This is a genomic window from Vibrio sp. VP6 (assembly GCF_028823755.1).
GTDB lineage: Bacteria > Pseudomonadota > Gammaproteobacteria > Enterobacterales > Vibrionaceae > Vibrio > Vibrio parahaemolyticus.
On record NZ_JAPEID010000032.1, the window covers coordinates 33,854 to 60,486 of the forward strand.

Consider the following 26,633-nt stretch of genomic DNA (forward strand, 5'->3'; position numbering starts at 1 on the left):
AAGGAGCGACAATCTCATTTGTCGATTTTGCATCGCGTAAACGTGATTTTACTATTTGTTTACATTTTAAATGGTTAGTAGGTTATTTGTTGTGGCGCACCTTACGTTTGGGCGCTGATGGTATACAATTTATAAAATTTCTTGTTGCAGTCGTACAAAGCGGAAACGAAATGATAAATAAAGCAAAAATAACGTTGCTGGCGCTAGGAGTGGTTTTAGCGGGATGTTCGTCAGTGACGGCTCCTAAAAAGGATGCCATTGAGAGTATTCAGCAAAAATGTGCGGTCATTCTGAGTAGTGATGTTTCTGATGATCACCGTTGGCAGGTGTATAACGAGCTGATGCAAGAATATGCGTTACATGCCATTAAAACTCAGGCTCAACTTGACCGTTTTGAAGCGTTTGTTCAGCGAGTGCAAAGTGATGATTCAGGTCAGCTGATTACTGAGCTGATTGAAGTCACTGACTGGGGATGCTCAAACGGCAATTATCTTGAAGAGATGGATATGTTCATTCAAGAGGTTCAAAAGTAAAAAACCGAGCGTTCAGTCGCTCGGTTTTTTGTTTTTATAGCACTCTTTTTTGTAGACTCTAGTGCGCTGGCTCGTCGGGACGTTTACTCTTCTGGGTACTCGCCCATACCCTCAGTTTTGCCTTCTGCTTTCCAGTGCTCATTGGCATCATAAGCTTCATCGCATAAGTCCACGGTGTAGCCCATTTCAGTAATTTCCTTCAAAGTGAGGTTGTCAGCAATTTTGGCAATTTCGCCCGCTTTATTACGCAATTCCATCGTGTTTCCTCCGCTATCGCTCACTTGCAGCAACGTGACTACAACGCCTAGTAACAAGGCATCGAAGTCTCTTTGCTTTAAGTATATATCCCTCTGTTCAAAATGACGGATTAAACCCTTTTTTATGTGTGGTTAAGGCATAATGATTTGAGCTACGCCTGCAATTTGCATCGACAGCATCGCGATAGCACGCTATTTGTGATTTATTGAGTGATTCATTTATAAGTTTGGAAAATCGAAATGGTGATTCTCGACCACTCCTTAGCACAGCAAATTGTTGATCGAACCATGTCCATCATTGGTCACAATGTGAATGTGATGAACTCAGCAGGCATCATTATTGGCAGTGGCGATCCCAAACGCGTTGGGCAAGTGCATGATGGCGCGGTATTGGCGTTGAATCACGGCGATTCGCTAGAGCTGAATGAGCAGCAATGTTTGACGTTGCAGGGTGTCAAACCCGGAATCAATATGCTGTTGAAATTACATGGCGACGTGGTCGGTATTGTTGGTGTGACAGGCGAGCCAGAGAAAATCCGAGATTTCGCCAAACTGGTCAAAATGACCGCTGAATTGACAATCGAGCAAGCTGCGCTGGTGGAAAAATTTCAGTGGGACAGACGTCATCGCGAAGAGTTTATTCTGGCTTGGGTCAATGGCAAATTGACCGATGAAGAGCTGAAAGATTGGGCGATGCGTCTTTCTATCGATGTGACTCAACCACGGGTGGCAACGGTGATTGAAGTCTCGACGCCGTCCGCCTCAAAAAGTATGAAGAGTGTGCGCAATATTGTTGAGTTGCTTGAATACCCAGAGCGTAACAACCTAGTTGCGATTGTCTCAGTGAATGAAATTGTGGTGCTGAAACCGTGTCATTCCGCCAAGCGGTGGGATAGCCAAATCGAAAGTGAACGCATTGATAAGTTGATGTCGCGTTTAAGCGATCACGATTCGCATACGTTTCACATTGCGCTAGGGCAGCTGTTTAATGAGCCTAAAGATGTCGCGTTGTCATACCAAAGCGCGAAGCAGGTATTAGCCATTGGCAAGCAATTCTACCCAGAGAAACGTAAGTACCTGTTCGATGAACTTCGTTTGCCTGTGCTGTTAGCGCCGTTGGCGGATATTTGGCAAGGTGAACAAATTATTGATGGCGTGAAACGGTTGAAAGAGAAAGACAAATCTGGGCAATTACTGAAAACCCTAGATGCATTGTTTGAATGCAATGGCAATGTGACGGAATGCTCTAAAATGCTGTTTATTCACCGGAACACTCTGCGTTATCGGTTAGAAAAAATCACCGAGATAACAGGGCTACCAACCACCAATTTTGTGGGGTTAGCGGAGCTTTATATTGCGACTCGGCTCTCAAAAATGGCTTGATATTGTGCATTTGCACAATACGCGTCATTTTTTGACCACATCATTTGTCACTCCGCCTAAAGGAATTCGAAAGCAAACGATTAATAATTCATGCGTCCCTACATGTTGAGTGAGCTAACACGGACTCGCTCAGCAAAATAAGAATAAATGGAGTTATCATGAACCTTATATTAATCCTGCTCGGGGTGATCGCATTTATTGTGCTCACGACCACCAAATTCAAATTACATCCCTTTTTAGCGCTGATCATCGCGGCGTTCCTTGCGGCATTTGCTTACGGCTTACCGGCAGATAGCATTGCCAAAACCATTGCTTCTGGCTTTGGCGGCATCCTTGGTTACATTGGCTTGGTTATCGTTTTAGGTACCATCATCGGTGTTATTTTGGAGAAAAGTGGTGCGGCGATCACCATGGCCGATACGGTTATTAAAGTGTTGGGTGAGCGTTTCCCAACATTGACCATGAGCATCATCGGTTACATCGTTTCTGTTCCGGTATTTTGTGATTCAGGCTTTGTCATTCTGAACTCGCTAAAAGAATCACTCGCGAAGCGTTTAAAAACCTCAAGCGTTGCGATGAGTGTAGCGTTGGCTACTGGCCTATACGCGACGCACACGTTTGTGCCGCCAACTCCTGGCCCGATTGCCGCTGCGGGTAACTTAGGCCTGGAATCTAACCTTGGTTTAGTGATTGGTGTGGGTGTGTTTGTTGCAGCGGTTGCGGCGTTAGCGGGTATGTTGTGGGCGAACCGATTCCAACATGTTGAACCAGATGGCATTGAAGCCGCAGAGGAAATTCAGCATGACTGGCAAGCACTCAAAGCGTCTTACGGCAAATTGCCAACGGCGAGCCAAGCATTCGCTCCTATTTTTGTTCCAATCTTATTGATCTGTTTTGGCTCTATCGCGAAATTCCCAAGCCTACCGCTGGGCGAAGGTTTTGTGTTTGATGTTCTGACTTTCTTAGGACAGCCACTAACGGCATTGGTGATTGGCCTGTTCCTTTCTGTTCGCCTACTCAAATCAGACAACAAGATTGAAGAATTTGGCGAGCGAATCAGCCAAGGTATTACGGCTGCTGCGCCTATTCTTTTGATTACCGGTGCGGGTGGCGCATTTGGCGCGGTATTAAAAGCAACGCCGCTAGGTGAATACTTGGGTACGACGCTATCGGCGCTGGGCGTGGGTATTTTCATGCCATTTATCGTTGCGGCTGCGCTAAAATCGGCGCAAGGTTCGTCAACGGTTGCATTGGTGACCACATCGGCTTTGGTTGCGCCTATGCTTACGCAATTAGGGCTAGATTCAGAAATGGGCCGCGTATTAACAGTGATGGCGATCGGTGCTGGTGCGATGACAGTTTCTCATGCAAACGACAGCTTCTTCTGGGTAGTTTCGCAGTTTAGCCGCATGTCGGTGGGCTTAGCGTACCGCGCGCAAACCATGGCTACGCTCGTTCAAGGTGTCACGGCAATGGCATTGGTGTACATTTTGAGTCTCGTTCTCTTATAAGTCTCTGGAAATACGTATGAAAGTGGTAATTGCACCTGATTCATTTAAAGAAAGCTTAACCGCCAAACAAGTGAGCGAGGCGATCAAAACGGGTCTTGCTCGCGTATGGCATGATGCCGAGTTTGTTACGGTTCCGGTCGCAGATGGTGGCGAAGGCACGGTTCAATCTTTGATAGATGCAACTCAAGGCGAACAAGTCTTCACAACAGTGACTGCGCCATTAGGGAATGATGTTGAAGCGTTTTATGGCATCCTCGGCGACGGCGAAACTGCGGTTATTGAAATGGCGGAGGCCAGTGGGCTACACCTTGTGCCGAGTGACGCTCGCGACCCAAAACTGACCAGCAGCATGGGTACCGGACAGCTGATCAAACACGCGCTAGACAGAGGTATTGAACGCTTAATCATTGGTTTGGGCGGCAGTGCTACCAATGATGGTGGCGTGGGCATGTTGACCGCGTTGGGGGTAACGTTTCTTGATGAATCTGGTCATGCAATTACCTCAAATGGAGGCGGGTTAGCAGCGCTTGCCTCCATCGATATTTCTGGTCTTGACCCGCGCTTAGCTGCTTGCGAAGTGTTGGTAGCGTGCGATGTTGATAACCCACTCTGTGGCGACAAAGGCGCGTCGGCTATCTTTGGCCCGCAAAAGGGAGCGACGGCGTCAGACGTCACTCTGCTCGATAACGCATTGCGCAAGTTTGGTGAGTTGACGGAACAAGTGACGGGTAAGCACGTACTGACTCGTGAAGGGGCGGGTGCTGCTGGTGGTATGGGCGCGGCCTTGCTCGGGTACATGCCAGCACGTTTGCAACCGGGAATTCAGATTGTGCTTGAAACGGTCAAACTTGCTCAGCATGTTGCGGATGCGGATATCGTATTCACAGGTGAGGGTCGCATCGATCATCAAACCGCACATGGTAAAACGCCGATGGGCGTTGCTAAGGTGGCCAAGCAGTTTGATTTACCAGTCATTGCATTAGCAGGCTGTGTGGGCGACAACTATCAGGCGGTTTATGAGTGCGGTATTGATGCGGTGTTTGCTTGTGTACCAAGGGCGATGAGCTTATCTGAGGCCATGAAAGAGGCCGACGTCAACGTTGCCAATTTAGCCGAAAACGTCGCGAGAATGTGGCAAATTAAGTCGCACTGAGGGCGATAACGATACGAGAAAACTCCACCTTTGCGTGGAGTTTTTTGTTGTTACCTGTTTGCGTGTGTGGGCATAAGTTCATTTATTAAGAGCGAGTTAACAGACATGCTTTGCTATCAACTTTGCCAGTGTTTGCATCGCATTACTCCAATCGGTTTCATGACCAAAGTTTGCCACGCTGAGGCGCACGCAATGTCGATATTGCTCTTGAGTGCCAAATACGGTGCCGGGAAGTAGGCTGATTCTGTGCTTATTGCACGCTTGATACAACGCATAACTGTCCGTGTCTTCGGGCAGGCGCAACCAAAGCAAGAACGAGCCTTGCACGGCGTTGATCTGGTACCGATTTTTTAGAGATTCGTATTCATCTAAGTATTGATGAAGCATCTGGATAAATCGGCGCATGTTGTTTTGATAAACCCGACCCATTCGCGCAGTATGCGTTCGATACTTGCCTGACGTTAGAAACGTTGCCACGGCTGACTGCATCAGGTTCAAACTGCCCATGTTCTCACACAGTAGATATTGCTCAATTTGATCTCTATATCTCCCCGCCAGCATCCAACCAATTCTCAAACGCGAATCGAGTGTTTTGGATAACGAATTCACGTAAATCACGCGTTGCTTGTCATCGAGCAAGCTCAAGCTTGGCAACGGCTTATCATAACTTAACCCGCCAAACACATCGTCTTCGATAATAGGAATATTGCCGGACGCCAATAGTAATTGTTGACGCTTTTCTAGCGGCATCATGGCACCAGTAGGGTTGGTGAAGTTTGGTGTTACGATGATCGCTCTTATGTCCCATGTCGCCATTGCTTTTGCTAAGGCTTCGGGGCACATACCGTCTCGTGGGCAACTCGGGATCTCCACCACTTTGAGGCCGAGTGATTCGAGCATCAATAAGTTGCCAAAATAACAAGGAGACTCCACCGCGACGATATCGCCTTTTTGTGTCGTTGCGCGCAGCGCTAGGCTTATTGCTTGTTGCGCGCCGTGCGTCACCATGATTTCATCCAACTTGGCTGGCGTGCCCAAATCTTGCGTGATTTTCGCCAGTTGTTTAATTAAGAGGTGATCACCGGGTGGCAACTGGTAATGGCTCGGTACATGCGTTTGCTGGCGGCTGTGACGGCCAATCTCGGCGTACAAGCTTTTGATCGCGGGGGAATCAATGTTTGGGTGGGCAGAGCCAGCGGGCAAACGCTCTTGGTATTCAGGGTACGTGAGGATTTCTTTACAGATCGAGAGCAAATCCACGCGAGTCGGATCCGGAATTGAGCGAGAGGTCGGCAAGGCGATTTTCACTCGATAACCCGATTTGGGAACCGAGTACACCAAGTTTTGCGCTTCCAGCTCTTGATATGCACGAATCACGGTATTTTTGCTGACGTTTAACTCTTGGCTCAATGAGCGAATGGAGGGCAGTCGATCATCCGCTTGATAAACGCCACCATTGATGGCTTGTTTGAGGTGTTTTTCCACCACGAGGTACTTATTCCCTTCACCGCTTCCCAATAAATCTGTACCCATAAAAACACTTCCATCTGTCACTTTTTGAAAACACTGTACCTAATTACATTAGCAGCATCTCAAAACATAAAACAAGCGTGAGTGAGGCGAACATGTTAATCCGAGCCATCCCTTTTGTATTTGTCATCCTTTGGGCTTCTGGATTTGTTGGTGCGCGTTTTGGTTTGCAATATGCCGAGCCAGCGACACTACTTTCTATCCGTATGGCATTCAATGTCTTACTGTTTTTGGTTCTTGTGGCGGTATTGCGTAGAAGGTTGCCGACAGGGAAAGATTTTTGGCACAGCTGCGTGGTCGGGGCGTTAATCCACGGTTTCTATCTGGGCGGTACTTATTTCGCTATCGCTTTGGGTATGCCTGCGGGGTTGAGTTCGTTGCTGGTGGGCATTCAGCCGATTTTAACCTCGGCTTTGTTGGTGGCGTTTGTCCGTGAGGAATTTAAACCCTCGCAATGGCTGGGTTTGGCTCTTGGTTTTGTCGGTATCGCTATGGTGTTGATGGGCAAAATGGAGTGGCAATCCGAGCAGCACAAAGTGTTGGCCATTGGTTTGTGTTTATTGGCTTTGGTTGGTATCACGCTAGGGACGCTGTATCAGAAAAAACATTGCCAACAAGTGGATATGGTTGGTGGTGCGACAGTGCAATATTTGGCCGCGCTCATCATGTTTCTGCCTGTTGCGATGCAGTTTGAAACCATGCAAGTGCAATGGGAACTGGAGTTTATTTTGACCGTGTTGTGGTTGGTCGTCGTGCTCTCTTGTGTGGCGATTCTATTGTTGCTGTACATGGTGAGAAATGGGGCGTCTTCGAGTGTAGCGTCTGTGTTTTACCTAGTGCCACCAACGACGGCGATTCAAGCTTGGCTCGCGTTTGGAGAGTCGTTTGATTGGATGGGCATTTCTGGCTTTGTCCTAGCGGCTACGGCGGTGTATTTGGTGGTTAAAAAGCCAGATCTGACGATAAAAAAAGCCATCAAAACAGAATATACCTAAATTAGGTAGGGACATTCACGTGCCAGTGAGTACAATTCTGCCTCATCTTAATCCGTGGAGCAGAGTGATGACGGCAAAGCCAGACCGAATGACCGCGATGCGTAATATCATCGACCAAGTAAAAGCTGAACTACCGATTTACGAACCGGAAACCTTTGTGTGTGGGCCGGAAGGCCAGTGCATCGGTTGTCCGAAGAAGTTACTGGAAATGGTGGATTCAGAGCTGAGCTATTGGGAATCGGCTATGGAGCGCGGCATTGTTCCGCAATTCGATGAGATTCGTCGTTTTGGCAAAATGTGCACGAATGTTCGTCGTGGTCTGGTGCGAAATAATGTGCCTTTACTCAATAGCTAGAGAGTGAAAATCGTCTAATATCTGATACATAGCGTCGTTTTGTTGCACTGCTCTTTGGCTGCTGTTCTCAAGTTTGAGTGGTGTTTGTCTCTTCTTACCCCTTGGGCCTTTAATCGTAAGAAATTGGCGATATATTGTCTCGGTCTCACATGGATGTGGGGCTATTGTCTTGGGCTAGTTGAGATAGGAAACGTGAAATCAAAGGGATTTACGCTGATGGAAATCACCATAGTGCTCACCACTTTGGCTTTCATCGCATTAGCTGCTTTACCAGTACTACTCGATATTCATCGCCAAGCATACGCTGCGATGCTGCACAGTTCTCAGTCTTCTTTAGGTACGGCTCTCAAATTCTTCCATGCTCAATCTGTGATTGATAACGCTTACGACCAAGAGCACGTTCACTACATTGACCGACAAGTCAAAACACGCAAAGGCATGCCAGAAGCCAGCGCCGACAGTATTCGTGCTTTATTAGAAATAGACCTGCCTGCCAGAGGCTACTCGAAAATTGACGTGCCGTGCAAAGGCAGTGATTTTTGTATCATCGGTCAGCAGCACCCGAACAGCGCTCATTTTGTCGCGATTCCCGATTATCAGTTCTTAGATAAATCGGGTGTTGATCGCGTGGTGTACATTTGGCCGCAGGGTTACACATTGGCAGAAGAAGCGTGCTATTTCTACTACGTGAATCAAGCTTCGACCGATTCAATTGTTCGAGGGCATGTGACGCAAGGGTGTTAGCCCCAAATAAGTGGTGCGAACAACGGTTATCGAGAATCTACAAACCGGGGTTGTTCGAACGGCGTTGCGCTTTATTCAATACCATTTTTTGACTCATTAAGACTTTGCCATTTGGCAAGATCACTTCCCCAAGTTCTCCCTGATGTTCAAACCCAAAGCATTCATATAAAGCAATCGCTGGTGTGTTGGTTTTGTATACGTTGAGTACGATTTGGTCGTAGCCAAACGCCCAACCGCGCGCGATTGCCATTGATAATAACTTCCGTCCTAATCCTTTGCCTCGGTAGCTTTTGTCGATGTGAATACCAAGAATACCGACGCGAATAAGCTGTCCGCCTTCGTAGCCGCACATTTCTGCAGGGAAGATTTCAACGCTGCCGATCAGTTCTTGGCGGTCAAACGCGACAAACTGAGGGATGGATTCGTTCTCGACACGTTGCAGGATGCTACGAAGTGTTGCGTCATCGGGGGCTGGAGAAATCAAAAACTCCCCCTCGGAGTACACCCGATTCCACAGCGCGGTGAAGCGCTCGAGATCGCTCACCTTGATGGGTCTGATTTGCATTCATCTTCCTTGATTAGTGCAGGTAATGGTTAGGGTATAAGCTCAGATAAACAGCGAATTTGATTGGGAATGGGATCGGCTGGTGCATCAGCGCCCGTTGGGTTAAACCAAATGGTGTTTACGCCCGCTTGCATGGCGGGATAAATGTCTTTGTGAGGTAAATCGCCGACCATGGTTATTTCACTCACGTTAACCCCTAACTGTTTTGCGACGGCGAGATAAAACTCAGGTTGGTTTTTAGCGATACCGAGGTTGGCAAAACAAAAATAGCCATTTAAGAATTGGTCCAAGTCGACGCGGACGAATGCACGTTGAACCTCTTCCATGTTGGAGTCAGATGCACTGGTCGCAATGTAAATGGGATTATTTTGGGAAAGTACTGCCAGCGTTTCGGTGGCCTGAGGAACCGTTTCTACGTGTTCCCAATCGCACATTTTTCCTTGTGCGTGAGGGAAATCTACCATCAAGGTGTTCCCCCAATCGAAAAGATAAATCATGTTCGAATCTCCTTTATACCCAAGCATCTTGAAGTCACTTGGGTATATCAGTACATCATATCGCCTTTTCTAAAATCGGGGGACAAATCGAAGTGATAAATGCGATTTAGTCGGCTTTAGTCGTGAAAAGCGTTTAATTGCCGTTATCGTTACAAATGTTTCAGCATAATGCGTGAGTTAGTTTTAAAACCTTGATTATCGTAAAAACGTTGTGCTGGCTGATTGAATTCCATCACTTCCAATCGAACTTGCGTGGCATTGGCATCGCGCGCCCAATGCTCGCAAGCTTGGAGCAGTTGACGACCGATTCCTTGCTGTTTTTGCTCTTCATCGACAACGATCGTCCCCACGCGGCAAATTGGGTCTTTGATCAGAAAGCTGACGGTGTCGTTTTGGGTGATCATCGCGGTTAAGAAGCCAAGAATTTGCTGTTCACGTTCGGCAACCAAAAAGAGTCGCTCTTTGTTCTCTAGTGCTTGCGCAAGAAATTCGCGATCAGCTTCTGAAGGCGCAACAAAGGCTTCTGGCGCATTCGCAAAATGCAGTGAATTGATCTGCAAATTAAGCTGAAAAATTCCGTCTAAATCCTTGGGAGTAGCTTGTCGGATATGGATTTGCATTCTATCTGCCCCCAGCAATATCGATAAATGATCCTGTGACATAAGAAGCTTCGTCACTCAGTAGCCAAGCGATCGCATTCGCCACTTCTTCTACTGTGCCGCCGCGTTTAAGAGGAATTTGAGGGCTCAGTCTATCCACTCGGTTTGGTTCTCCGCCGTCGGCATGCATATCGGTATAAATGAAACCCGGTCGAACGCCATTGACGCGAATATTGCGCTCTGCCAACTCGAGCGAGAGCCCTTTAGTTAAGGTATCCATCGCGCCTTTTGATGTGGCGTAATCAACATACTCAAATGGCGCGCCTGAGCGTGACGCTCCAGAGGAGACATTCACAATGGCACTGCCCGCTCTGAATCGCTTCGCCGCTTCTCGACAGCAGAGGAAACAACTGACGACATTAGTGTTCATCACAGTTTGGAAGCGCTCCAAGCTGATGTCGGCCAAAGGCGATTGGGTAAACAGCACGCCCACGTTGTTGACCAAGTGCGTCACTGCACCAAATTCGCGTTCTGTTTCCTCAAACAAGGAGAGCACTTGCTGCTCATCGGCTACGTCTGCGGCGATGGCAATGGCTTTCCCGCCGTTTGCTTGTATTTCTGCTACAACTCGGTCGGCGGCCTCTTGCTGAGTTCGATAATTAACACAAACGCGATAGCCTTGCTCGGCCAGCTTTTTCGCAGTTGCGGCTCCAATGCCTCGGCTTGCGCCGGTAACGATGACTACTTTATTCAAAATACGTCCTTATTGTTGTCGCGAGTAGATTTTATCGGCGTAGTGTTTGCCACCGATTTGGTATGCGTCTGGAATGACTTGAGAGAGTTCGAAGCCGCATTTTGTGAGTACGCGCTCTGATGCGACATTTCCTTCGGTCACTGTGGCGGAAAAGCGGCGGATATCGTGCGTGGTTTCTGCCCAGTGCAGCAAAGCCTCAAGTGTTTCTGTGCCGAATTGCTGGCCATGAAAGTCGGGCAGCAGCAAATAGCCCACTTCGGCTTTGTCTTCCTCTAGTACAAACCCCGTAATCCCAATAGGTTGTTGATTATTTGCATCGAGAATGGTCAAGCACAACCAATGGTCACACTCTGGTGTCCAGCTCGCTAAACGAGATTCAAACTTGTCGCGTAACACTCGCTCGTCAGGTTTATCGAAGCAGAGAGCGATGACACTAGGCTCGATATGTAAACGCTGAAATAGCGCCCAATCTTCTGCTCTGATCGGGCTCATTGTGGTTCTGGGTGTAGATATGAGAGTCGACATGCACATCCTTAATGCATCGAGTTGAATTGCCAGTCTCTCATTCTCTTAGCTTATTGATCAAACCGTTCAATTTAGAAAAGTGATTTATGTTGTGAATGTCGAATTGTGCAAAAAATTTGCGTTAGATATGAATTCATGGGAGCTAAATAACGAAATTTCATTCTTGAGACGCAGAGAGCAACACGGTAATGATGTGGATCAAGAGTTATCTACCCACAAAGTAGTAATTTGCGACCTATAATTACATTTTATTTGGAAGTGTTGCGAATTATGTCAATAAAAAAACGATATATTGCATTGCTAGTTGCTGCTGGCGTTGGTGTGGGTTGGTTAACTTTGGGCGGCAGTGCAGCGGTGATGCACTACACGTCTGACACTGAGTTTTGTGTCTCATGCCACTCTATGGAAATCCCTTATAAAGAGTATCAAGGCTCAGTTCACTTCAGTAATGCAAAGGGCATTCGCGCGGAATGTTCTGACTGTCATATTCCTCAAGAACCAATGGATTACCTGATCACCAAAATTCGTGCGTCGAAAGACATTTACCACGAATTTGTGACAGGCAAGATCGACACGCCAGAGAAATACGAAGCACATCGTAAAGACATGGCTGAAACTGTATGGGCTCAGTTCCGTGAAAACGATTCAGCGACGTGTCGTTCGTGTCATGATTTCGATGCAATGGAAGAGTTTGAGCAATCACGCGATGCGGCGAAGATGCATGAATACGCGAAAGCGAACGATCAAACGTGTATCGATTGTCACAAAGGTGTGGCTCACTTTGCACCAGAAGCAGAGCTAGACAGCAAAGCATTCGAAACGCTGATGAGCTTCACGACGAAGACAGCTGCTAACGCGAAGGTAGTTTACCCAGTAACGACGATTAATATGGGTGAAATGGGTACCATCAATCCAACAACAAAACTGGAAGTGATGAGCGCGGAAGGCGACAACCGCACTGTTAAGTTGAACGCATTCCAAATGAAAGGTGCAGAACAAGTGCTTTACATGGGAGAAGGTCAACGTGCCATCGTAGCAACGCTAACAGAGCAAGGCCAACAAGCGCTTGAAGCTGGTGAATTTGAGGCGGATGTTTACGGCAACGAATGGCGCTCGGTTTCTCTAACAGGTGCTATTGATTCTCCAGTTGTAGACACGCTTGATCCAGTATGGTCATACGCAGAAGAGTTGGACAACGTTTACTGTGCAACTTGTCACGCGAAAATTCCTTCAAATCACTTCACAGTGAATGCATGGGGACCGGTAGCGAAAAGTATGGGTGATCGAACTGATATTTCAGCCGAGAACCTAGAAATTCTAACCAAGTTCTTCCAGCACCACGCGAAAGATGTGGTTGGTCACTAACGATAAATAGAAGGATAAGATTATGACTAATATGACCCGTCGCGGATTTCTAAAAGGCACTGGTATGGCGGCTGGTGCAATGGCATTCACTTCATTTTCACCTATGTCTGTTGCGTCTTCTAATGCTCGCGGCAAAGGCATTCTAACGGCGGGCCGCATGGGCCCAATGCTGTGTGAAGTACAAGATGGTAAGTTGGTTTCGACCACTAATGCTCTGCCTCAAACTGTACCAAATAGCCTACAAAGCACTGGTCCTGACCAAGTGCACACTAAAGCGCGTGTTAAGTACCCAATGGTTCGTAAAGGTTACTTGGCAAACCCATCAGCTCCCGAAGGCGTTCGCGGCAGCGATGAATTTGTACGCGTGTCTTGGGATGAAGCTTACAAGCTGATCCACGAACAGCACATGCGCATTCGTAAAGAATATGGCCCGGCTTCTGTGTTTGCTGGTTCTTACGGCTGGCGTTCAAGTGGCGTGCTGCACAAAGCACAAACCTTGCTGCAACGTTACATGAGCATGGCGGGCGGCTACTCAGGCCACTTGGGTGACTACTCAACGGGTGCTGCGCAGATCATCATGCCGCACGTTGTGGGCTCTATCGAAGTGTACGAGCAACAAACCACGTACCCAGTGGTACTAGAGCACAGTGATGTGGTTGTGCTTTGGGGCTTAAACCCAATCAACACCCTAAAAATCGCGTGGAGCTCAACAGACTGTGCTGGTCTTGAGTTCTTCCATCAATTGAAAAAATCAGGCAAGACGGTCATTGCGATTGACCCTATTCGTTCTGAAACCATTGAATTCTTTGGCGAGAATGCGGAGTGGATTGCTCCTCACCCAATGACCGACGTGGCAATGATGATGGGTATCGCACACACCTTAGTGAAACAAGGTAAGCACGATAAAGCCTTCCTCGATAAATACACCGCAGGTTACGACAAGTTTGAAGCGTACCTGATGGGCGAAGAAGACGGCGTAGAAAAATCAGCAGAATGGGCATCACAAATCTGTGGCGTACCTGCGAAGCAACTTGAGCTACTGGCTGACATCTTCAGTAAAAACCGCACCATGCTGATGGCGGGTTGGGGCATGCAGCGCCAACAATACGGTGAGCAGCGTCACTGGATGCTGGTTACACTGGCAACGATGTTGGGTCAAATCGGTTTACCGGGCGGTGGTTTTGGTTTCTCTTACCACTACTCAAACGGTGGTAACCCTGCTCGTGATGCTGGCGTTCTTCCTGCGATTTCGGCATCACTGGGTGGTGGCTCTTCTGCGGGTAACGACTGGGCAGTGTCTGGCGCGGTGCAAAGCTTCCCTGTGGCGCGTATTGTCGAGGCGTTGGAAAACCCAGGTCAATCCTACCATCACAACGGTCATGAACTTACGTTCCCGAACATTAAGATGATTTGGTGGGCTGGCGGTGCGAACTTTACTCACCACCAAGACACCAACCGCTTGATTAAAGCATGGCAAAAGCCTGAACTGATCGTGATTTCAGAACCTTACTGGACAGCGGCTGCGAAGCATGCGGACATCGTTCTGCCAATCACCACATCGTTCGAGCGTAACGACTTAACGATGACGGGTGACTACAGTAACCAACACTTGGTGCCAATGAAGCAAGTGGTTGAGCCGCAAGGTGAAGCGCGTAATGACTTCGATGTATTCGCGGACATGGCAGAGATGCTAGCACCGGGTGGCCGTGATGTGTACACCGAAGGCAAAACTGAAATGGAATGGTTGTACGGCTTCTACAAGGCGGCGCAACAAGGTGGCCGTGGCTCTCGCATTGCAATGCCGAACTTCAGCAAGTTTTGGGAAGATAACCAACTGATCGAGATGAAGTGGAACGAGAAGAACGCACAGTTTGTTCGTTACGCGGATTTCCGTGAAGACCCGATCATGAACCCGCTAGGTACGCCAAGTGGTAAGATTGAAATCTTCTCGAAAACCATTGAAGGTTACCACTTGGAAGACTGTCCTCCACATCCAACGTGGATGGCACCAACCGAGTACACCGGCAATGCAAAAGATGGCGAGTTGCAGTTAATGACCGCGCACGCAGCACATCGTCTACACAGCCAGTTTAACTACGCGAAGATTCGCGAAGAGTACGCAATTGCAAACCGTGAACCTATTTGGATTCACCCTGAAGATGCGAAAGCGCGTGGTATTAAAACGGGCGATCTAGTTCGTGCGTTTAACAACCGTGGCCAAGTATTGGTTGGCGCGGAAGTGACTGACCGAATCAAGCAAGGTTCAGTATGTATTCATGAAGGCGGTTGGCCGGATTTGGATCCGAAAACCGGCATTTGTAAGAACGGCGGTTGTAACGTGTTAACGTTGGATATTCCGACCTCTCGACTTGCAAACGGCTGTGCGGCGAACTCGGCACTGGTTCGTATTGAAAAATACACTGGCCCAGAATTAGAACTAACAGCGTTTGAACCACCAAAAAATGGCTAGAAAAAAGTAGCGCTTGAAAGCAAGAAGCCAGCGAATCGCTGGCTTCTTTTTTTTCTAGTAATCGTTCACATTAGCGTGAAGCAAGAGAAACAAACGGCATCTGTTTCTTAATTTGAAATGTCGGGAGTAAAGTAAATACAATCGCGACAAACAAGACCGAGCCTATTAAATCTTCAGGGCGATGCATGCCCAGCCATAAGCGGCTATATGCGACACTCATTCCCCACATCCATAATGACAGTGCAGAGATATAGCACTTGTTCTGTAAGAACAACCCACCAAAGAAAGCCAAACAAATCGAAACGAAAATCGTATGGCCCGACGGGAAAGAATAGTCTTTCTCGCCTTGCCAATGGCGCGTCCGCCAATCACTGACTTGTTCAGAAATCTGGTTAATTACGTTGGCTTGTTGCTTTGTATCCAACTGATAAAACGTTTCTGGTGTTTCAATCAATTGTTCTGCTGCGAGCAATTCCGTGTACGGGCGTGGGCTTTCTGTCATCAGTTTTAGCCCCGTTTTGCTGGCAAAGCCAATCACAAGTAACAGCCCTAACATTGAGAGCTTTTGCATCCACTCAATGCGACTTGGTTTAAAGCGAAGTAAAGAAAGCAGTAGCAGTGTTAACGTAATTAAAAAGCCTTTGCTGCCAGCAGAATCTGTGAGCAAAGTAAAAGTAATACCCAGACTTTCAGGCACCTGTGAGGTGAGATCGTGATAAGAGCCAAACAGCGACATTGGGATGATGCCAAGAACAAACAAGGCGAGCATCATCAATCCATATTTTTTGGTTTTCATTGAGAGCGTTTTGTTTTTATTGAGGGTTATTCAACCACGTGAAAATAAGGGGCTTATCTTACGTTATCTGGCGTGAAAAACTTATCAACGCTTTGTCAATTTGACGAGAGAATGAAGGTTGAGTGATGAATTGATGACATTTATCCGGAGGGTAAAGGCGCTCATCCTTAAGCGTTGGGGTCTTAATCCATCAGAGAAAGTAAGTACTCTGCTGCTTTGGTTGGGTTTTCTGCATGACAAATGGCAGAAACCAAAGCCAAACCATGTGCACCTGTCGCACTCAGAACAGGAATGTTGGTTTCGTTGATGCCACCAATAGCGACGATTGGTAAGGACGTGGTGTTCAGCGCCATTTTTAAACCTTCTATACCCCAGTGTTTTTTGGTGTTGGTTTTGGTTGGCGTAGCGAAGATGGCACTCAAGCCGATGTAATCAATGGGCAGAGAATCCGCCTCTGCCAGCTGATCTTCAGTCTCAATTGATAAGCCGAGGATCTTGTTTGGGCCAATCAATTGACGAGCGATCTCTGCTGGCATGTCTGACTGCCCGAGGTGAACACCATCGGCATCGACGGCAAGGGCAACATCAACACGATCATTGATGATTAACGGGACGCCAGTGCCTTCAAGGATCGTCTTCACGGCTTGAGCTCGTTCAATAAATGCACGAACGTCACCATGTTTTTCGCGCACCTGTACCATGGTGACCCCACCTTCTACCGCCTTTCTTACAACGTGTTTGAGAGTGGATAAATCTTGTTGGTCGTCGGTGACCAAATACAAACGATAGGTGTTCATTGTGTTTCCTTTCGCCTCCCACTTTCGTTGGAGTGAGAGGCGTTTAAAGCATTGAGAAGCGATTTATCTCACTTGTAATTTAAGGCGTGTTGCCAGTGTTTCTTCATCCAGTTGGTAAAGATCATCCAAAAGATGCATTTGCAAGCTACCTGGCCCTCGCGCTTGCTCAGCCGCAATTTCACCCACAACGCCAAGCACCGCTGCCGCAGCAAGGCCCGTTTCGTCACCGATTGCTGCAAACGCGCCTGTCAGTGCCGTTAGTGTGCAACCCATGCCCGTTACGTATGGCATCATCTCGTGACCATTATTCAGCTGGACGGTTTGCTCTTTTGTCACTATGTAGTCAGTTTCGCCGGAGATCACCACGCTCGCTCCGTACTCTTTAACCAAGAAGTGAGCCGCCCCAAGGGCTGCATCACTACTGTCGAGTGCATCTACACCTTTGCTTTGTGCTTGCTCACCAGCGAGAGCAATGATTTCGGAAGCATTACCACGAATGATTAACTTGTTTGCAAGGCGGGCGATTTCGCGCGAGGTTTCGGTGCGTAGTGAACTTGCACCGCAACCGACAGGGTCGAGCACAACGATTTTACCGTTCGAGTTGGCTTGCTCGACGGCATAGCTCATGCGCGGCGTCCAAACGCTGTCTAGGGTGCCGATGTTGATCACCAAAGCGCCTGCAAACGACATCATTTCTGCCATTTCTTGCTTTGAATGCGCCATGATTGGCGAAGCACCGATAGCCAACAAAGCGTTCGCCGTGTTGTTCATCACCACGTAGTTGGTAATGTTCACGACTAAAGGCTTTTGCTGACGCACTGCGGTTAATGCTTGAGTGATTTGTTCTATTAACATGAGATTCTCCAATTAACCTTATTGCGCGTTTAGACCTTGTTGCCAAAACGCCACTTCCATACGCGTTGCGGTTTTGAAGACCTGAATCAGGTTTTGACCGCGCTGGCTGTGGATGTCGATTTCAGCCAGCAACTGGTTAAAGTGTTCGGCCCCACTTGCCACGCCTGATTGGAACTCTTCACCGCCGTACAAGTTAATCCAACTTTCATAAGGATTGCCTTCGAATACCGTGTTTTCATCTTCAATCAGCATTTTACCAATGACGGCGTAGCCGATGGAGCAAGGGGCGAGCGCGGCATACAAGTCAACTAAGTCGCCCGTCATTCCCGCATCCAATACGTAGCGCGTGTAAGCCACCGTGCCAAAATCTTCCGGCTCGTTTTCGAGATCAGATTCCGTCAATCCCCACTGACCGCAGTAGGTAACATGGTGGGCAATCTCTGAATCTAAAAGCGCATGTACGCTTGGTAGTGCGCGGCGCATGTCGTCTAACGTACGTGCTTTGTAGATTGCCAGCGCATAAGCTCGCGCGTACTGTTTTAGGAATAAGAAATCTTGCTTCAAGTAATGCAGAAAACAAGGTTGAGCCAGCGTGCCTTTGGCCAATTGCTGCACGAAGGCATGCTCAGTGTATTCTTGCCAATCTTGGCGGCAAGCGTCGATCAAATCTTGGTATTTCATAATGGGGCAGCCTCGTAATTAGTCAAAGCTCGGTACGTAATCTTTTGCTTTTGGTAGCGTTTCGATGATTTTTTGTGAGTACATGAACTCGGCGTAATCGTCATAGCGTTTTAGGTCGACTGCTGATGGGCGAAGCGCGAAACGAGTTAATGTGTCATTCCAAGCGCGTTGGTTGAGTTCGTTATTTAGCGTGTCTGGCGAGTAAGCGACAAACTCTTTCCAAGACTCTTTAGGGTGGTTGACGATGTAAGTGGTCGCTTGCTCCAGCGCTTTGTTGAACGCTTTAATAGCCGCTTTGTCGTAGGTTTTTGCATTCACCACAAACACCAGTTCGTCATACGCTGGTACGCCGTGTTCTTCTGGGAAGAAGGCTTTGGCTTTGTAGCCTTCTAGCGCAAGTTGGTTGGTTTCGAAGTTGCGCAAGCCGCCCCAAATAGCGTCTACTTTACCGGATGCGAGAGAGGAAGAGAGTGCCCAACCGACGTTGATGATTTGCACGTCAGAAAACTTCACGTTCTCCTGCGCAAGCATGGTGCCGATTGTCGCCTCTTCGTTACCTGCGATAGCAATACCGATCTTCTTGCCTTTAAGGTCGCCAAGGTTGTCGTTCTTGCCGTTATCCAACACCATCAATGTGTTGAGGGGAGTAGCAATCAAGGTCGCAGAGCGAATTAATGGCAAGCCAGCCGCTACGTCGATGGTTAAGCTCGGCTGGTATGAAATCGCCATATCGACTTTGCCAGCCGCAACTAGTTTGGGTGGTGTGCTTGGGTCGGCGGGTTCTTGGATATTGACCTTCAAACCTTGCTGTTTAAAGTAGCCGCGCTCTTGTGCGATCACGATAGGGCCATGGTTCGGGTTAACGAACCAATCCAGCATTAAAGTAAGCTCTTTTTCGGCAGCAAGTACGTTAGTTGAAACCATTGAAGCGAGCAGAGCGGCAGCGCTCATGAGTTTGTTTTTATTCACGGGGTTCTTCCTTTTTCTTTCCCTATTTGTTTTCCCAGGGAATGGCTTTTTTCAGTAATTTGTCAGTGGTGAAATAGAGTGCGATAGACAGCGCGGCGAGAATAAACAGTGCCGCGAACATCTCATCGATGATCATGCGAGCGTTAGCTTGGAGCATCAGATAGCCCAAGCCTTCACTTGAACCGACCCATTCACCTACCACGGCACCAATCGGCGCAATAACCACGGCAACACGAATACCAGACGCTAACGTTGGCAGGGCGGCAGGTAGTTGAATATGGCGCAGTAATTGCCATTTCGATGCGCCCATGGTTTTGGCAAGATCGAGGTAACCAGTTGGTGTATTGCGTAGACCGTCGTAGCAACATGTCGTGACGGGGAAAAAGATGATGATCGCCGCCATTACTACTTTCGATGCAATGCCGTAACCCAGCCAAAGCATCAACACGGGCGCGATAGCAAATACTGGAATTGCTTGGCTGGCGATAAGAATCGGCAATAGCCAGCGTTTGAGCGGCTCGAACATCAGCATTTGCAAAGCGAATAGCAAACCCATCGATAAGCCGAGTGCGAGGCCAAGTAGGATCTCTTGTGCCGTGACCCAAGTGTGTTTGAGTAGCACGTCGTATCGAGTGATTAATCTATCCAATACTTCAATTGGCGAAGGCAAGATGAAGTTTGGCATGTCAAACACCACTACAATGAGTTGCCACAAACCTAAGATCACGGCTGCGCTGATCAGCAGACGCAACGCCGGATGAGTCACGCGTTCCTTTTTATTAATATGCGCCGAAACGGAGTTGTACTGAGTCATATCACTCATAGTCTTTCTCCAACTGATCCAAAATCGCTTGCTGCAATGTTGCGCATTCTCCATCAAGTAGGCGAGGTGGTGGCGAATCAGGTACATCAAGGTGCTGTGCTTGAGCAGGCGTGCCTTGCAACACATAGAGTTGGTGTGCCAATCGCACCGCTTCTTGCGGATCGTGCGTAATCAAGACAACGGTTTTGTCCTTAAGTAACTCGGCAGAGAGAGTTTGCAATTTGTGCCGAGTCACGGCGTCCAATGCCGAGAAAGGTTCATCCATCAAAACCAAAGGTTTGTCTTGCATCAGAGTGCGAGCAAGGGCTACGCGCTGCCGCATACCACCAGAGAGTTGAGCGGGTTTGGCGTAAGCGTAATCTGCCAACCCAACGTGCTCTAACAAGTTGAGAGCACGTTGTTTCTCTTCCGCTGAATTTGAGTTGGCGTGAGAAAAGCGCGAGCTAAGACAGACGTTATCCAGCACGTGAAGCCACGGTAGCAATAAATCCTGCTGAGCCATGTAAGCGATACGGTCATGCAGTGCGGCGCCATCGGTTGTGATGAGTTCGCCATGCCAGTCAACTTGGTCATCCAGTAGGCCAGCTAAGTAACGCAATATCGTGGTTTTTCCGCAGCCACTTCGCCCGAGTAATACCGTCCATTGACCGATAGGAATGACCATGTTCACTTTCGCTAAAGTCGGTGTTTGGCTGTCTTTGTATTGCAAACTGGCGTCGGAAAGCTGAATGCCAATCGCGTTAGCGAACATAGGTATGACCCGCAAAGAAGTGATGTACTGGTCCGTGACCTTTCCCCACTTCCAACTCATCCGCATGAGCGATTGCTTGGCTGATGTACTGTTTTCCTAAATGCACGGCTTTGTGCAGGTTGTTGCCTTGACCAAGGTAAGACGCAATAGCGGAAGACAGTGTACAGCCCGTACCGTGGGTATTTTGGGTCGGAAAACGCTTGGCGCTGATTAACTCGGCACTGTTTTGCATGATCAGCAGATCGTTGCTGTTTTCATCTTCTTCAAGGTGACCGCCTTTGAGCAGAATGGCTTTGGCACCAAGCGCACGAAGGTCGTCAATCATGTCACTCATTTCTGCCTCAGATTGAGGTACAGGCTTACCTGTCAGTGCTGCACCCTCTGGCAGGTTAGGAGTGATGATGTCTGCCAGAGGAATTAGTTCTTCTTTTAATGTGCTGATTGCTGATTGCTCAAGTAGCAAATCGCCGCTGGTGGCGACCATGACGGGATCTATCACAAGATGTTTAGGCTGGTACTGTCTGATCTTGCTGGCCACCACTTTGATGATGTTCGAATCCGCCAGCATGCCGACTTTTACCGCCACAATATTGAGATCGGTAAACACCGCATCGAGTTGGCTTTCAACGTGATCAAGTGGGATAGGGAAAATCGCAGAAACGCCTTGTGTGTTTTGCGAAGTGATGGCGGTAATTACCGAGCATGCAAAACTGCCTGTTGCCGACATCGCTTTGATGTCTGCTTGAATACCTGCGCCGCCGCCACTGTCGGAGCCTGCGATGGTCAATACGATAGGGGTAGGTAAGGCTGGCGTCTGATGTGAATAAGGCTGTGATTGCTGCGTCATGGTCGCTCCTATTACAAGACGTATAGGAACTGACTTTGACCGCTGTGGGCAGATCGATTGTTCGATCGTTTCACTCGCCAAAGAGAGGCGGCGAAAGGCAAAGTGCGCATAGTTCCCTACGTCAGTGCTAACTGAATCAGGTTCAACGGGTCTCGAATTTCGATCTCAGCCAACGCTTATCACGTGGCCCCCCGACTATTTCGCTCGGATGATAACAGGACGCTTACTCAAGAGATACGTTTTTTGAGAGTAATTATTATTGAGTATTCAATTATGCGAAGTGAGTGATAGAGTAAGCTTCTTAATACTTTGTTGCGCGGAATTTTCCAGTGCAACGCTCTGATGAAAGAGCAGAAACTGGAATATTAAATAAAGAGTCGTGGTCTCTTTTGGCAAGGATTAGCACAAAACAAGGTTAAAAAACTGTTAAAATTTAACGCGTTGCCAATTTAACTTTACGGAATTTATCGGAAGTTATTTAGGAAGGCTAAGACGATCATCGAGCAAGGAGACTTCATGCTTAATTCTGTAACAGCGAAGTCAGTGATCGATCATGCTCTCTTTTTAGGAGCTGATTTCGCTGAGCTATTCGTTGAACATCACCAAACCAACACCGTCCAGATCGCATCTGGTGAGGTGGACAATGTAAATTCAGGTATTGATTTTGGTATCGGTATTCGCCTCTTCTTCGGTCACAAAGTGCTTTACGGTTACACCAACAGCACGGACGAAACCGAACTAAAACGCGTGACATCACTGCTTGCAGCAAAAGACAAGCGTGAGCAAATCGCGTCAGCGGGTTCTTTGAATTTGAACTGCTACCCAATCCAACATGGTTGCCGCATGCCGCTAAGTAAGGATGCTAACTTAGATTCAAAAATCGCGTTTCTATTGAAAGTTGACCAAGCTGCGCGTGCAGAAAGTGAGTACATCAGCCAGTTCATTGGTAGTGTGCTTCAGCGCGAGCAGCAAGTGTCTATCTTCAACTCAGAAGGTTTGCATGTAGACGATACGCGTCACTACATTCGTGTTGCGGGTAACACAGTTGCTCAGAAAGGCAATGAGCAATCTTCTGGTATGGAAGGCCCGGGGGCACTTGCCGGTTGGGAGTTCAGTGAGCAGATCGAGGCGAAAGAGTTGGGTCAAACTATCGCTCAACAAGCGCTAGTGAAATTGGGCGCGGATGCTTGTCCATCGGGTGAAATGCCTGTGGTAATTGGTAACGGCTTTGGCGGCGTTATCTTCCACGAAGCGTGTGGCCACCTGCTAGAAACCACTTCGGTTGCGAAGAAGGCGTCGGTATTCCACGACAAAATGGGTGAGATGATCGCTCATACCGCAGTAAACGCAGTAGATGATGGCACGATGACCAACGAATGGGGCTCAATCCACGTTGATGACGAAGGTTTGCCAACGCAGCGTACCCAACTGATTAAAGACGGTAAGCTAACTAGCTTTATGGTCGATAAAATGGGCGGCATGAAGACAGGTTACGAGCCAACAGGCTCTGGTCGTCGTCAGAACTACAAGTTCGCACCAACCTCGCGCATGCGCAATACCTTTATCGAAGAAGGCGAGCATTCAATCGATGATATGCTTGCGGGAATCGAACGCGGTATTTACGCCAAGAAGATGGGTGGTGGCTCCGTTCAACCTGGGACGGGCGAATTTAACTTCGCTGTTCGTGAAGCGTATTTGATTGAAAATGGCAAAATTACCAAGCCTTTGAAAGCGGCGACACTGATCAGCACTGGTCCTAAAGTATTGAAAGAAATCAGTATGGTCGGTAAGGACATGGCACTTGCTCCAGGTATGTGTGGTTCAGTGAGTGGCTCAGTACCTACAACAGTCGGCCAACCAACCCTTAAAGTGGACAATATTCTGGTAGGAGGCGGTAACTAATGAGCCAAGAAAAACAACTTCTTAACGCGGTTGATTACGTCCTGTCAGAAGCCAAACGCCAAGGTGCGGAAGCGGATGTGATTGTGAACCGTAACAGCAGCTTTTCGCTGAAAGCAAACCAAGGCAAGTTGGATGAGTACAAAGTCAGCTCAAGCCAAGTGCTGGGTGTTCGAGTCATTAAAGATGCCCGTGTCGCGACCAGTTATTCTGAATCACTAGAGCAACCAAGTTTAGATTTGATGCTCACCAACGCGCTGCAAAGTGCTCGTTTTTCTAAGCAAGATGAACATCAAACCATCAGCTGCGTAAACAGCAAAATCACCACTGATATTGCAGAAATTGCGCAAGACGATACCACATCGGTCGATGAGAAAATTGAACTGTCCCTCGCGCTTGAACAAGGTGTTGTGGCTCAGCCTCACGCTTCAAGCTCACCATACAATGGTTATAGTGACGGCGAAACTCAGCTCATCATCGCGAATACTCAAGGTACGTTATGTCAACATTTCGAGCGCTCTTTCACTTGTTACGCGTATACCTTATTTGAAAAAGATGGCAAACAGTCGATGGCAGGTAGAATGTCGTTAGGTCGCCGTTTTGATGAGTTGAATCCAACTTACTGCATTGAAGGCGGTTACAACCTTGCTCGCGACCTCCTTGATGGCGCACCAGTTGCGACAGGTAACTATCCAGCCATCTTCCACATCAATGCGTTAAGCAGCCTGTTTGGTGCATTCGGCAGTGCGTTTTCTGGTGTGAGTGCGATGAAAGGCATCTCGCCACTGGGTGACAAGCTTGGTCAAAGCGTAGCAAGTGAACTTCTCACCTTTACCGATGCGGCATACATGCCAAATGGTATGGCTATCGCAGGGTTTGATAGTGAAGGTTTTACCACTCAAGACAATGTGTTGATCGCCAATGGCCAACTAAATACGCTATTGCACAATAGCCAAACAGCGAGTTATTTAGGTGCAGTGTCGACGGCAAGTGCATCTCGCAGTGCGAAATCGAGCCTAGACGTATCGGCAAATCATAAAGTGATTGCGACAGGCAACAGCAGTGTGTCAGAAGTCAAAGCAGGTGAATACCTAGAATTAGTGGAACTGCAAGGGGTTCACTCTGGTGCAGATGCTGTCAGTGGTGATTTCTCATTTGGTGCGAGTGGTTTCTTGTGCCGTGATGGTCAACGTGTTCAACCTGTGCGCGGAATTACAGTTGCAGGTAACTTCTATAAGATGCTGCAAGAAGTAGAAGCTGTGGGTGATACGCAGCTTATTAATGACAGCCGCACTTTCTTCGCGCCAGATGTGCGTTTTGCTCGATTGAGTATTGGCGGTAAATAAGCGCAGCATAGAAAGTCAGAAACAAAAAAGAGGACTCAATCGAGTCCTCTTTAATCATCTAGCAACGTGTACGCGAATAACTAGAATTCGCGGATATCCAGTTCGTTGTGGATCAATACTACACACTGAGAAGCAAACAGCATCTTAGGTCCAAGGCTGATTTTCTCAGTACCTAGGCGCTTCAAGCTGTTGAACGACTTCTTCGGCATCGGAATGTGGTCGGTTAGCAAGAAACATGGGCTTTCACCGATTTCTGCATCACGAACAAATTCGCCTTTCTTGTCCAACATATAAAGTTGGTGGTCTTCCGCCAGTTCTTGAACCAAGCGTTCGAAGCTCACTGTACGAACCGTAATACCCGGCTCAACTTCACGAAGCTGCTCTTTACCCATACCAACAGATGCGTCTAACGCACGGGCAACGGCAGAGATCAACGTTGACTCGTGAAAACCACCAATATTGGTAATGTCGTTTGAACGAATGGTAATCGTGCGCGAGTAATCCTTCGTGCTCTCTAATACCAAATGGACAACCACATCTTCACGGTGAGATTGTGCCACGAACATGGTGTTCATCATGGTATGAGCAAGGATCTCGGTATGCGCCTCGTTACCAACACCTTCTAATAGTGCTTTGCTGGTGGTTGGCGCCGCGCGAGCTCGTAAAACAAAAGAGCGCATGAATTTAGCCTCTATATAGGAAGAGTGAATGCGCGGAAGTATATACCCAAGCAGGGAACGGATGCGAGTTTAATAGTAAATGTGAACTTACTTACAAAGCTTCGATTGTCGTGCGGAGTGTGCTGGTTAGAATAGGAGGTAACCCTGTTAGGAGCGGTATATGGAAATCAAACAGATAAATAAAGACGTTTATAAAAAGAAAGTAAACCTTGTGATTGGCGGTTTTGTTGCGTTGCTCGCCATCTCCTCTCTTGCCTTTAGTACCTTGTTGATTGTTTTGTTTGGCAACACTGAAGTCGTACCAGAACAATCAACGGGCAATTTCCATTGGAATTTGATTGGTGTCGTTCTAGCAGTTGCAACTTCCCTCTCTTTATTGAATCAAATTAAAACTCGACCATACATGGAAGAGGTGCTGTACGTTTGGAAACTCAAGCAACTGCACAACAAAATCTTTCGTAAACTAAAAAGCATTAAAGCAGCCGCGAGCAATGACGATGTAAAAGCGCTCACTACGCTTAAGTTCTATTACACCACGCAACGCCAAGTGTTTGAGCTAGACAACAACACATTGACGATGAGTAGTGTAAATAAAGAACTAGAGGCAATAGATCAAATCGAAGTCGACAAATCACTGCACCTTGATATTGCAAGCTTTGAAGAGGGGTTGATAGACACATACTGATTGCTTATTTGCTACTTGAACTTAACAACTGAGTGCTAAAAATGAGCGTTTGAATGAGATTTCATCACTCGACGCTTTTTTTTGAATTTTTTTCTAAAAAGGGGTTGCCAAGAAAACTCATCTCCCTATAATGCGCCTCCGTTGTCAGGGCAAAGCGGAAACGCAAAAGCAGTTGGCAATAAGGCGAAAAAGCTTCTAAAAATTAATTTTAAAAAGTGTTTGACACTAAGAATTAGTTCATTAGAATACGCCTCCGCTTTGAGAGAAA

The 26,633-nt window shown here is 47.7% G+C and carries 28 protein-coding genes and 1 riboswitch; of the genes, 12 read left to right on the forward strand and 16 right to left on the reverse strand.

Annotation, left to right across the window (positions count from 1 at the left end; genetic code table 11):
• The first annotated feature begins 170 nt into the window (after positions 1-170).
• A complete protein-coding gene (locus OU793_RS18155; RefSeq protein ID WP_024702305.1) occupies positions 171-533 on the forward strand; it encodes a hypothetical protein in 363 nt (120 codons plus the stop codon).
• An 83-nt stretch (positions 534-616) separates the two neighbouring features.
• On the opposite strand, the gene OU793_RS18160 is transcribed toward OU793_RS18155, so the two are convergent.
• The gene (locus tag OU793_RS18160; protein ID WP_005460772.1) at positions 617-790 is read right to left on the reverse strand and encodes a hypothetical protein; all 174 of its coding nucleotides are present in this window, start codon (positions 788-790) and stop codon (positions 617-619) included.
• A 240-nt stretch (positions 791-1,030) separates the two neighbouring features.
• Between OU793_RS18160 and OU793_RS18165 the strand changes: the two genes are divergently transcribed.
• From OU793_RS18165 to OU793_RS18175, 3 genes are all read left to right on the forward strand, one after another.
• Positions 1,031-2,173 (forward strand): sugar diacid recognition domain-containing protein, encoded by a 1,143-nt coding sequence (locus OU793_RS18165; RefSeq protein ID WP_140103571.1) that lies wholly within the window; start codon positions 1,031-1,033, stop codon positions 2,171-2,173.
• A 158-nt stretch (positions 2,174-2,331) separates the two neighbouring features.
• Positions 2,332-3,684: a GntP family permease gene (locus tag OU793_RS18170; protein ID WP_021452774.1), complete on the forward strand. Its 1,353-nt coding sequence runs from the start codon at positions 2,332-2,334 to the stop codon at positions 3,682-3,684.
• Between the two features lie 16 nt (positions 3,685-3,700).
• Positions 3,701-4,837 carry a glycerate kinase gene (locus OU793_RS18175; RefSeq protein WP_140073542.1) on the forward strand — a complete coding sequence of 379 codons (1,137 nt, stop codon included), beginning with the start codon at positions 3,701-3,703 and terminating at the stop codon, positions 4,835-4,837.
• Between the two features lie 96 nt (positions 4,838-4,933).
• Here OU793_RS18175 and OU793_RS18180 read toward each other — a convergent pair whose 3' ends face one another.
• Positions 4,934-6,370 (reverse strand): PLP-dependent aminotransferase family protein, encoded by a 1,437-nt coding sequence (locus OU793_RS18180; protein ID WP_180793898.1) that lies wholly within the window; start codon positions 6,368-6,370, stop codon positions 4,934-4,936.
• Positions 6,371-6,462: 92 nt separating this feature from the next.
• On the opposite strand from OU793_RS18180, the gene OU793_RS18185 reads away from it, so the two are divergent.
• The 3 genes from OU793_RS18185 to OU793_RS18195 all read left to right on the forward strand — a co-directional run bounded on the left by OU793_RS18185 (position 6,463) and on the right by OU793_RS18195 (position 8,461).
• Positions 6,463-7,362, forward strand: a complete 900-nt coding sequence (locus OU793_RS18185) for a DMT family transporter (protein WP_140073544.1) — start codon at positions 6,463-6,465, stop codon at positions 7,360-7,362.
• A 67-nt stretch (positions 7,363-7,429) separates the two neighbouring features.
• A complete protein-coding gene (locus OU793_RS18190; protein ID WP_005459922.1) occupies positions 7,430-7,717 on the forward strand; it encodes a hypothetical protein in 288 nt (95 codons plus the stop codon).
• Positions 7,718-7,870: 153 nt separating this feature from the next.
• Entirely contained in the window at positions 7,871-8,461 is a 591-nt protein-coding gene (locus OU793_RS18195; RefSeq protein WP_223304377.1) for a type II secretion system protein, read from the forward strand.
• Between the two features lie 37 nt (positions 8,462-8,498).
• Here OU793_RS18195 and OU793_RS18200 read toward each other — a convergent pair whose 3' ends face one another.
• The 5 genes from OU793_RS18200 to OU793_RS18220 all read right to left on the reverse strand — a co-directional run bounded on the left by OU793_RS18200 (position 8,499) and on the right by OU793_RS18220 (position 11,401).
• The gene (locus OU793_RS18200) at positions 8,499-9,026 is read right to left on the reverse strand and encodes a GNAT family N-acetyltransferase (RefSeq protein ID WP_140073545.1); all 528 of its coding nucleotides are present in this window, start codon (positions 9,024-9,026) and stop codon (positions 8,499-8,501) included.
• A gap of 29 nt (positions 9,027-9,055) precedes the next feature.
• On the reverse strand, positions 9,056-9,523 hold the full coding sequence (locus OU793_RS18205; RefSeq protein WP_021450360.1) for an HAD family hydrolase: 468 nt from the start codon (positions 9,521-9,523) through the stop codon (positions 9,056-9,058).
• A 149-nt stretch (positions 9,524-9,672) separates the two neighbouring features.
• Entirely contained in the window at positions 9,673-10,143 is a 471-nt protein-coding gene (locus OU793_RS18210) for a GNAT family N-acetyltransferase (RefSeq protein WP_025507690.1), read from the reverse strand.
• Position 10,144: 1 nt separating this feature from the next.
• Positions 10,145-10,876, reverse strand: a complete 732-nt coding sequence (locus OU793_RS18215; protein WP_025638303.1) for a glucose 1-dehydrogenase — start codon at positions 10,874-10,876, stop codon at positions 10,145-10,147.
• Between the two features lie 9 nt (positions 10,877-10,885).
• Complete coding sequence (locus tag OU793_RS18220) at positions 10,886-11,401, reverse strand: GNAT family N-acetyltransferase (RefSeq protein WP_042772902.1); 516 nt, start codon at positions 11,399-11,401, stop codon at positions 10,886-10,888.
• Between the two features lie 270 nt (positions 11,402-11,671).
• On the opposite strand from OU793_RS18220, the gene OU793_RS18225 reads away from it, so the two are divergent.
• Entirely contained in the window at positions 11,672-12,766 is a 1,095-nt protein-coding gene (locus OU793_RS18225; RefSeq protein ID WP_015312793.1) for a NapC/NirT family cytochrome c, read from the forward strand.
• Positions 12,767-12,788: 22 nt separating this feature from the next.
• Positions 12,789-15,236, forward strand: a complete 2,448-nt coding sequence (locus OU793_RS18230) for a trimethylamine-N-oxide reductase 2 (RefSeq protein WP_025612253.1) — start codon at positions 12,789-12,791, stop codon at positions 15,234-15,236.
• 70 nt (positions 15,237-15,306) lie between these two features.
• On the opposite strand, the gene OU793_RS18235 is transcribed toward OU793_RS18230, so the two are convergent.
• From OU793_RS18235 to thiD, 8 genes are all read right to left on the reverse strand, one after another.
• Positions 15,307-16,032: a phosphatase PAP2 family protein gene (locus OU793_RS18235; RefSeq protein ID WP_140103570.1), complete on the reverse strand. Its 726-nt coding sequence runs from the start codon at positions 16,030-16,032 to the stop codon at positions 15,307-15,309.
• A gap of 182 nt (positions 16,033-16,214) precedes the next feature.
• Entirely contained in the window at positions 16,215-16,829 is a 615-nt protein-coding gene (thiE, locus tag OU793_RS18240) for a thiamine phosphate synthase (RefSeq protein ID WP_140103569.1), read from the reverse strand.
• Positions 16,830-16,892: 63 nt separating this feature from the next.
• Positions 16,893-17,684, reverse strand: coding sequence for a hydroxyethylthiazole kinase (thiM, locus tag OU793_RS18245; protein ID WP_140103568.1), 792 nt, complete (start codon positions 17,682-17,684; stop codon positions 16,893-16,895).
• A gap of 18 nt (positions 17,685-17,702) precedes the next feature.
• Entirely contained in the window at positions 17,703-18,365 is a 663-nt protein-coding gene (gene tenA / locus OU793_RS18250; protein WP_021821248.1) for a thiaminase II, read from the reverse strand.
• Positions 18,366-18,383: 18 nt separating this feature from the next.
• Positions 18,384-19,334 (reverse strand): ABC transporter substrate-binding protein, encoded by a 951-nt coding sequence (locus OU793_RS18255; RefSeq protein WP_140103567.1) that lies wholly within the window; start codon positions 19,332-19,334, stop codon positions 18,384-18,386.
• Positions 19,335-19,356: 22 nt separating this feature from the next.
• Positions 19,357-20,157: an ABC transporter permease gene (locus OU793_RS18260; protein WP_025572391.1), complete on the reverse strand. Its 801-nt coding sequence runs from the start codon at positions 20,155-20,157 to the stop codon at positions 19,357-19,359.
• Positions 20,150-20,908: an ABC transporter ATP-binding protein gene (locus tag OU793_RS18265; protein ID WP_140103566.1), complete on the reverse strand. Its 759-nt coding sequence runs from the start codon at positions 20,906-20,908 to the stop codon at positions 20,150-20,152. The genes OU793_RS18260 and OU793_RS18265 overlap by 8 nt, the downstream gene beginning before the upstream one ends.
• Positions 20,898-21,755 (reverse strand): bifunctional hydroxymethylpyrimidine kinase/phosphomethylpyrimidine kinase, encoded by an 858-nt coding sequence (gene thiD / locus OU793_RS18270; protein ID WP_017447010.1) that lies wholly within the window; start codon positions 21,753-21,755, stop codon positions 20,898-20,900. Before thiD ends, OU793_RS18265 begins: the two co-directional genes overlap by 11 nt.
• Before the next feature lie 96 nt (positions 21,756-21,851).
• A riboswitch (TPP riboswitch) is annotated at positions 21,852-21,959 on the reverse strand.
• Between the two features lie 312 nt (positions 21,960-22,271).
• Here thiD and OU793_RS18275 point away from each other — a divergent pair.
• Both OU793_RS18275 and OU793_RS18280 read left to right on the forward strand, forming a co-directional pair.
• Positions 22,272-23,657, forward strand: a complete 1,386-nt coding sequence (locus OU793_RS18275) for a TldD/PmbA family protein (RefSeq protein ID WP_140103565.1) — start codon at positions 22,272-22,274, stop codon at positions 23,655-23,657.
• Positions 23,657-25,000: a TldD/PmbA family protein gene (locus tag OU793_RS18280; RefSeq protein ID WP_140103564.1), complete on the forward strand. Its 1,344-nt coding sequence runs from the start codon at positions 23,657-23,659 to the stop codon at positions 24,998-25,000. The genes OU793_RS18275 and OU793_RS18280 overlap by 1 nt, the downstream gene beginning before the upstream one ends.
• 80 nt (positions 25,001-25,080) lie before the next feature.
• Here OU793_RS18280 and trmY read toward each other — a convergent pair whose 3' ends face one another.
• Positions 25,081-25,680, reverse strand: a complete 600-nt coding sequence (gene trmY / locus OU793_RS18285) for a tRNA (pseudouridine(54)-N(1))-methyltransferase TrmY (RefSeq protein WP_069502213.1) — start codon at positions 25,678-25,680, stop codon at positions 25,081-25,083.
• A gap of 160 nt (positions 25,681-25,840) precedes the next feature.
• Here trmY and OU793_RS18290 point away from each other — a divergent pair, with 160 nt between their 5' ends.
• The gene (locus tag OU793_RS18290) at positions 25,841-26,365 is read left to right on the forward strand and encodes a DUF3087 domain-containing protein (protein WP_159404261.1); all 525 of its coding nucleotides are present in this window, start codon (positions 25,841-25,843) and stop codon (positions 26,363-26,365) included.
• The last annotated feature ends 268 nt before the right edge of the window (positions 26,366-26,633 follow it).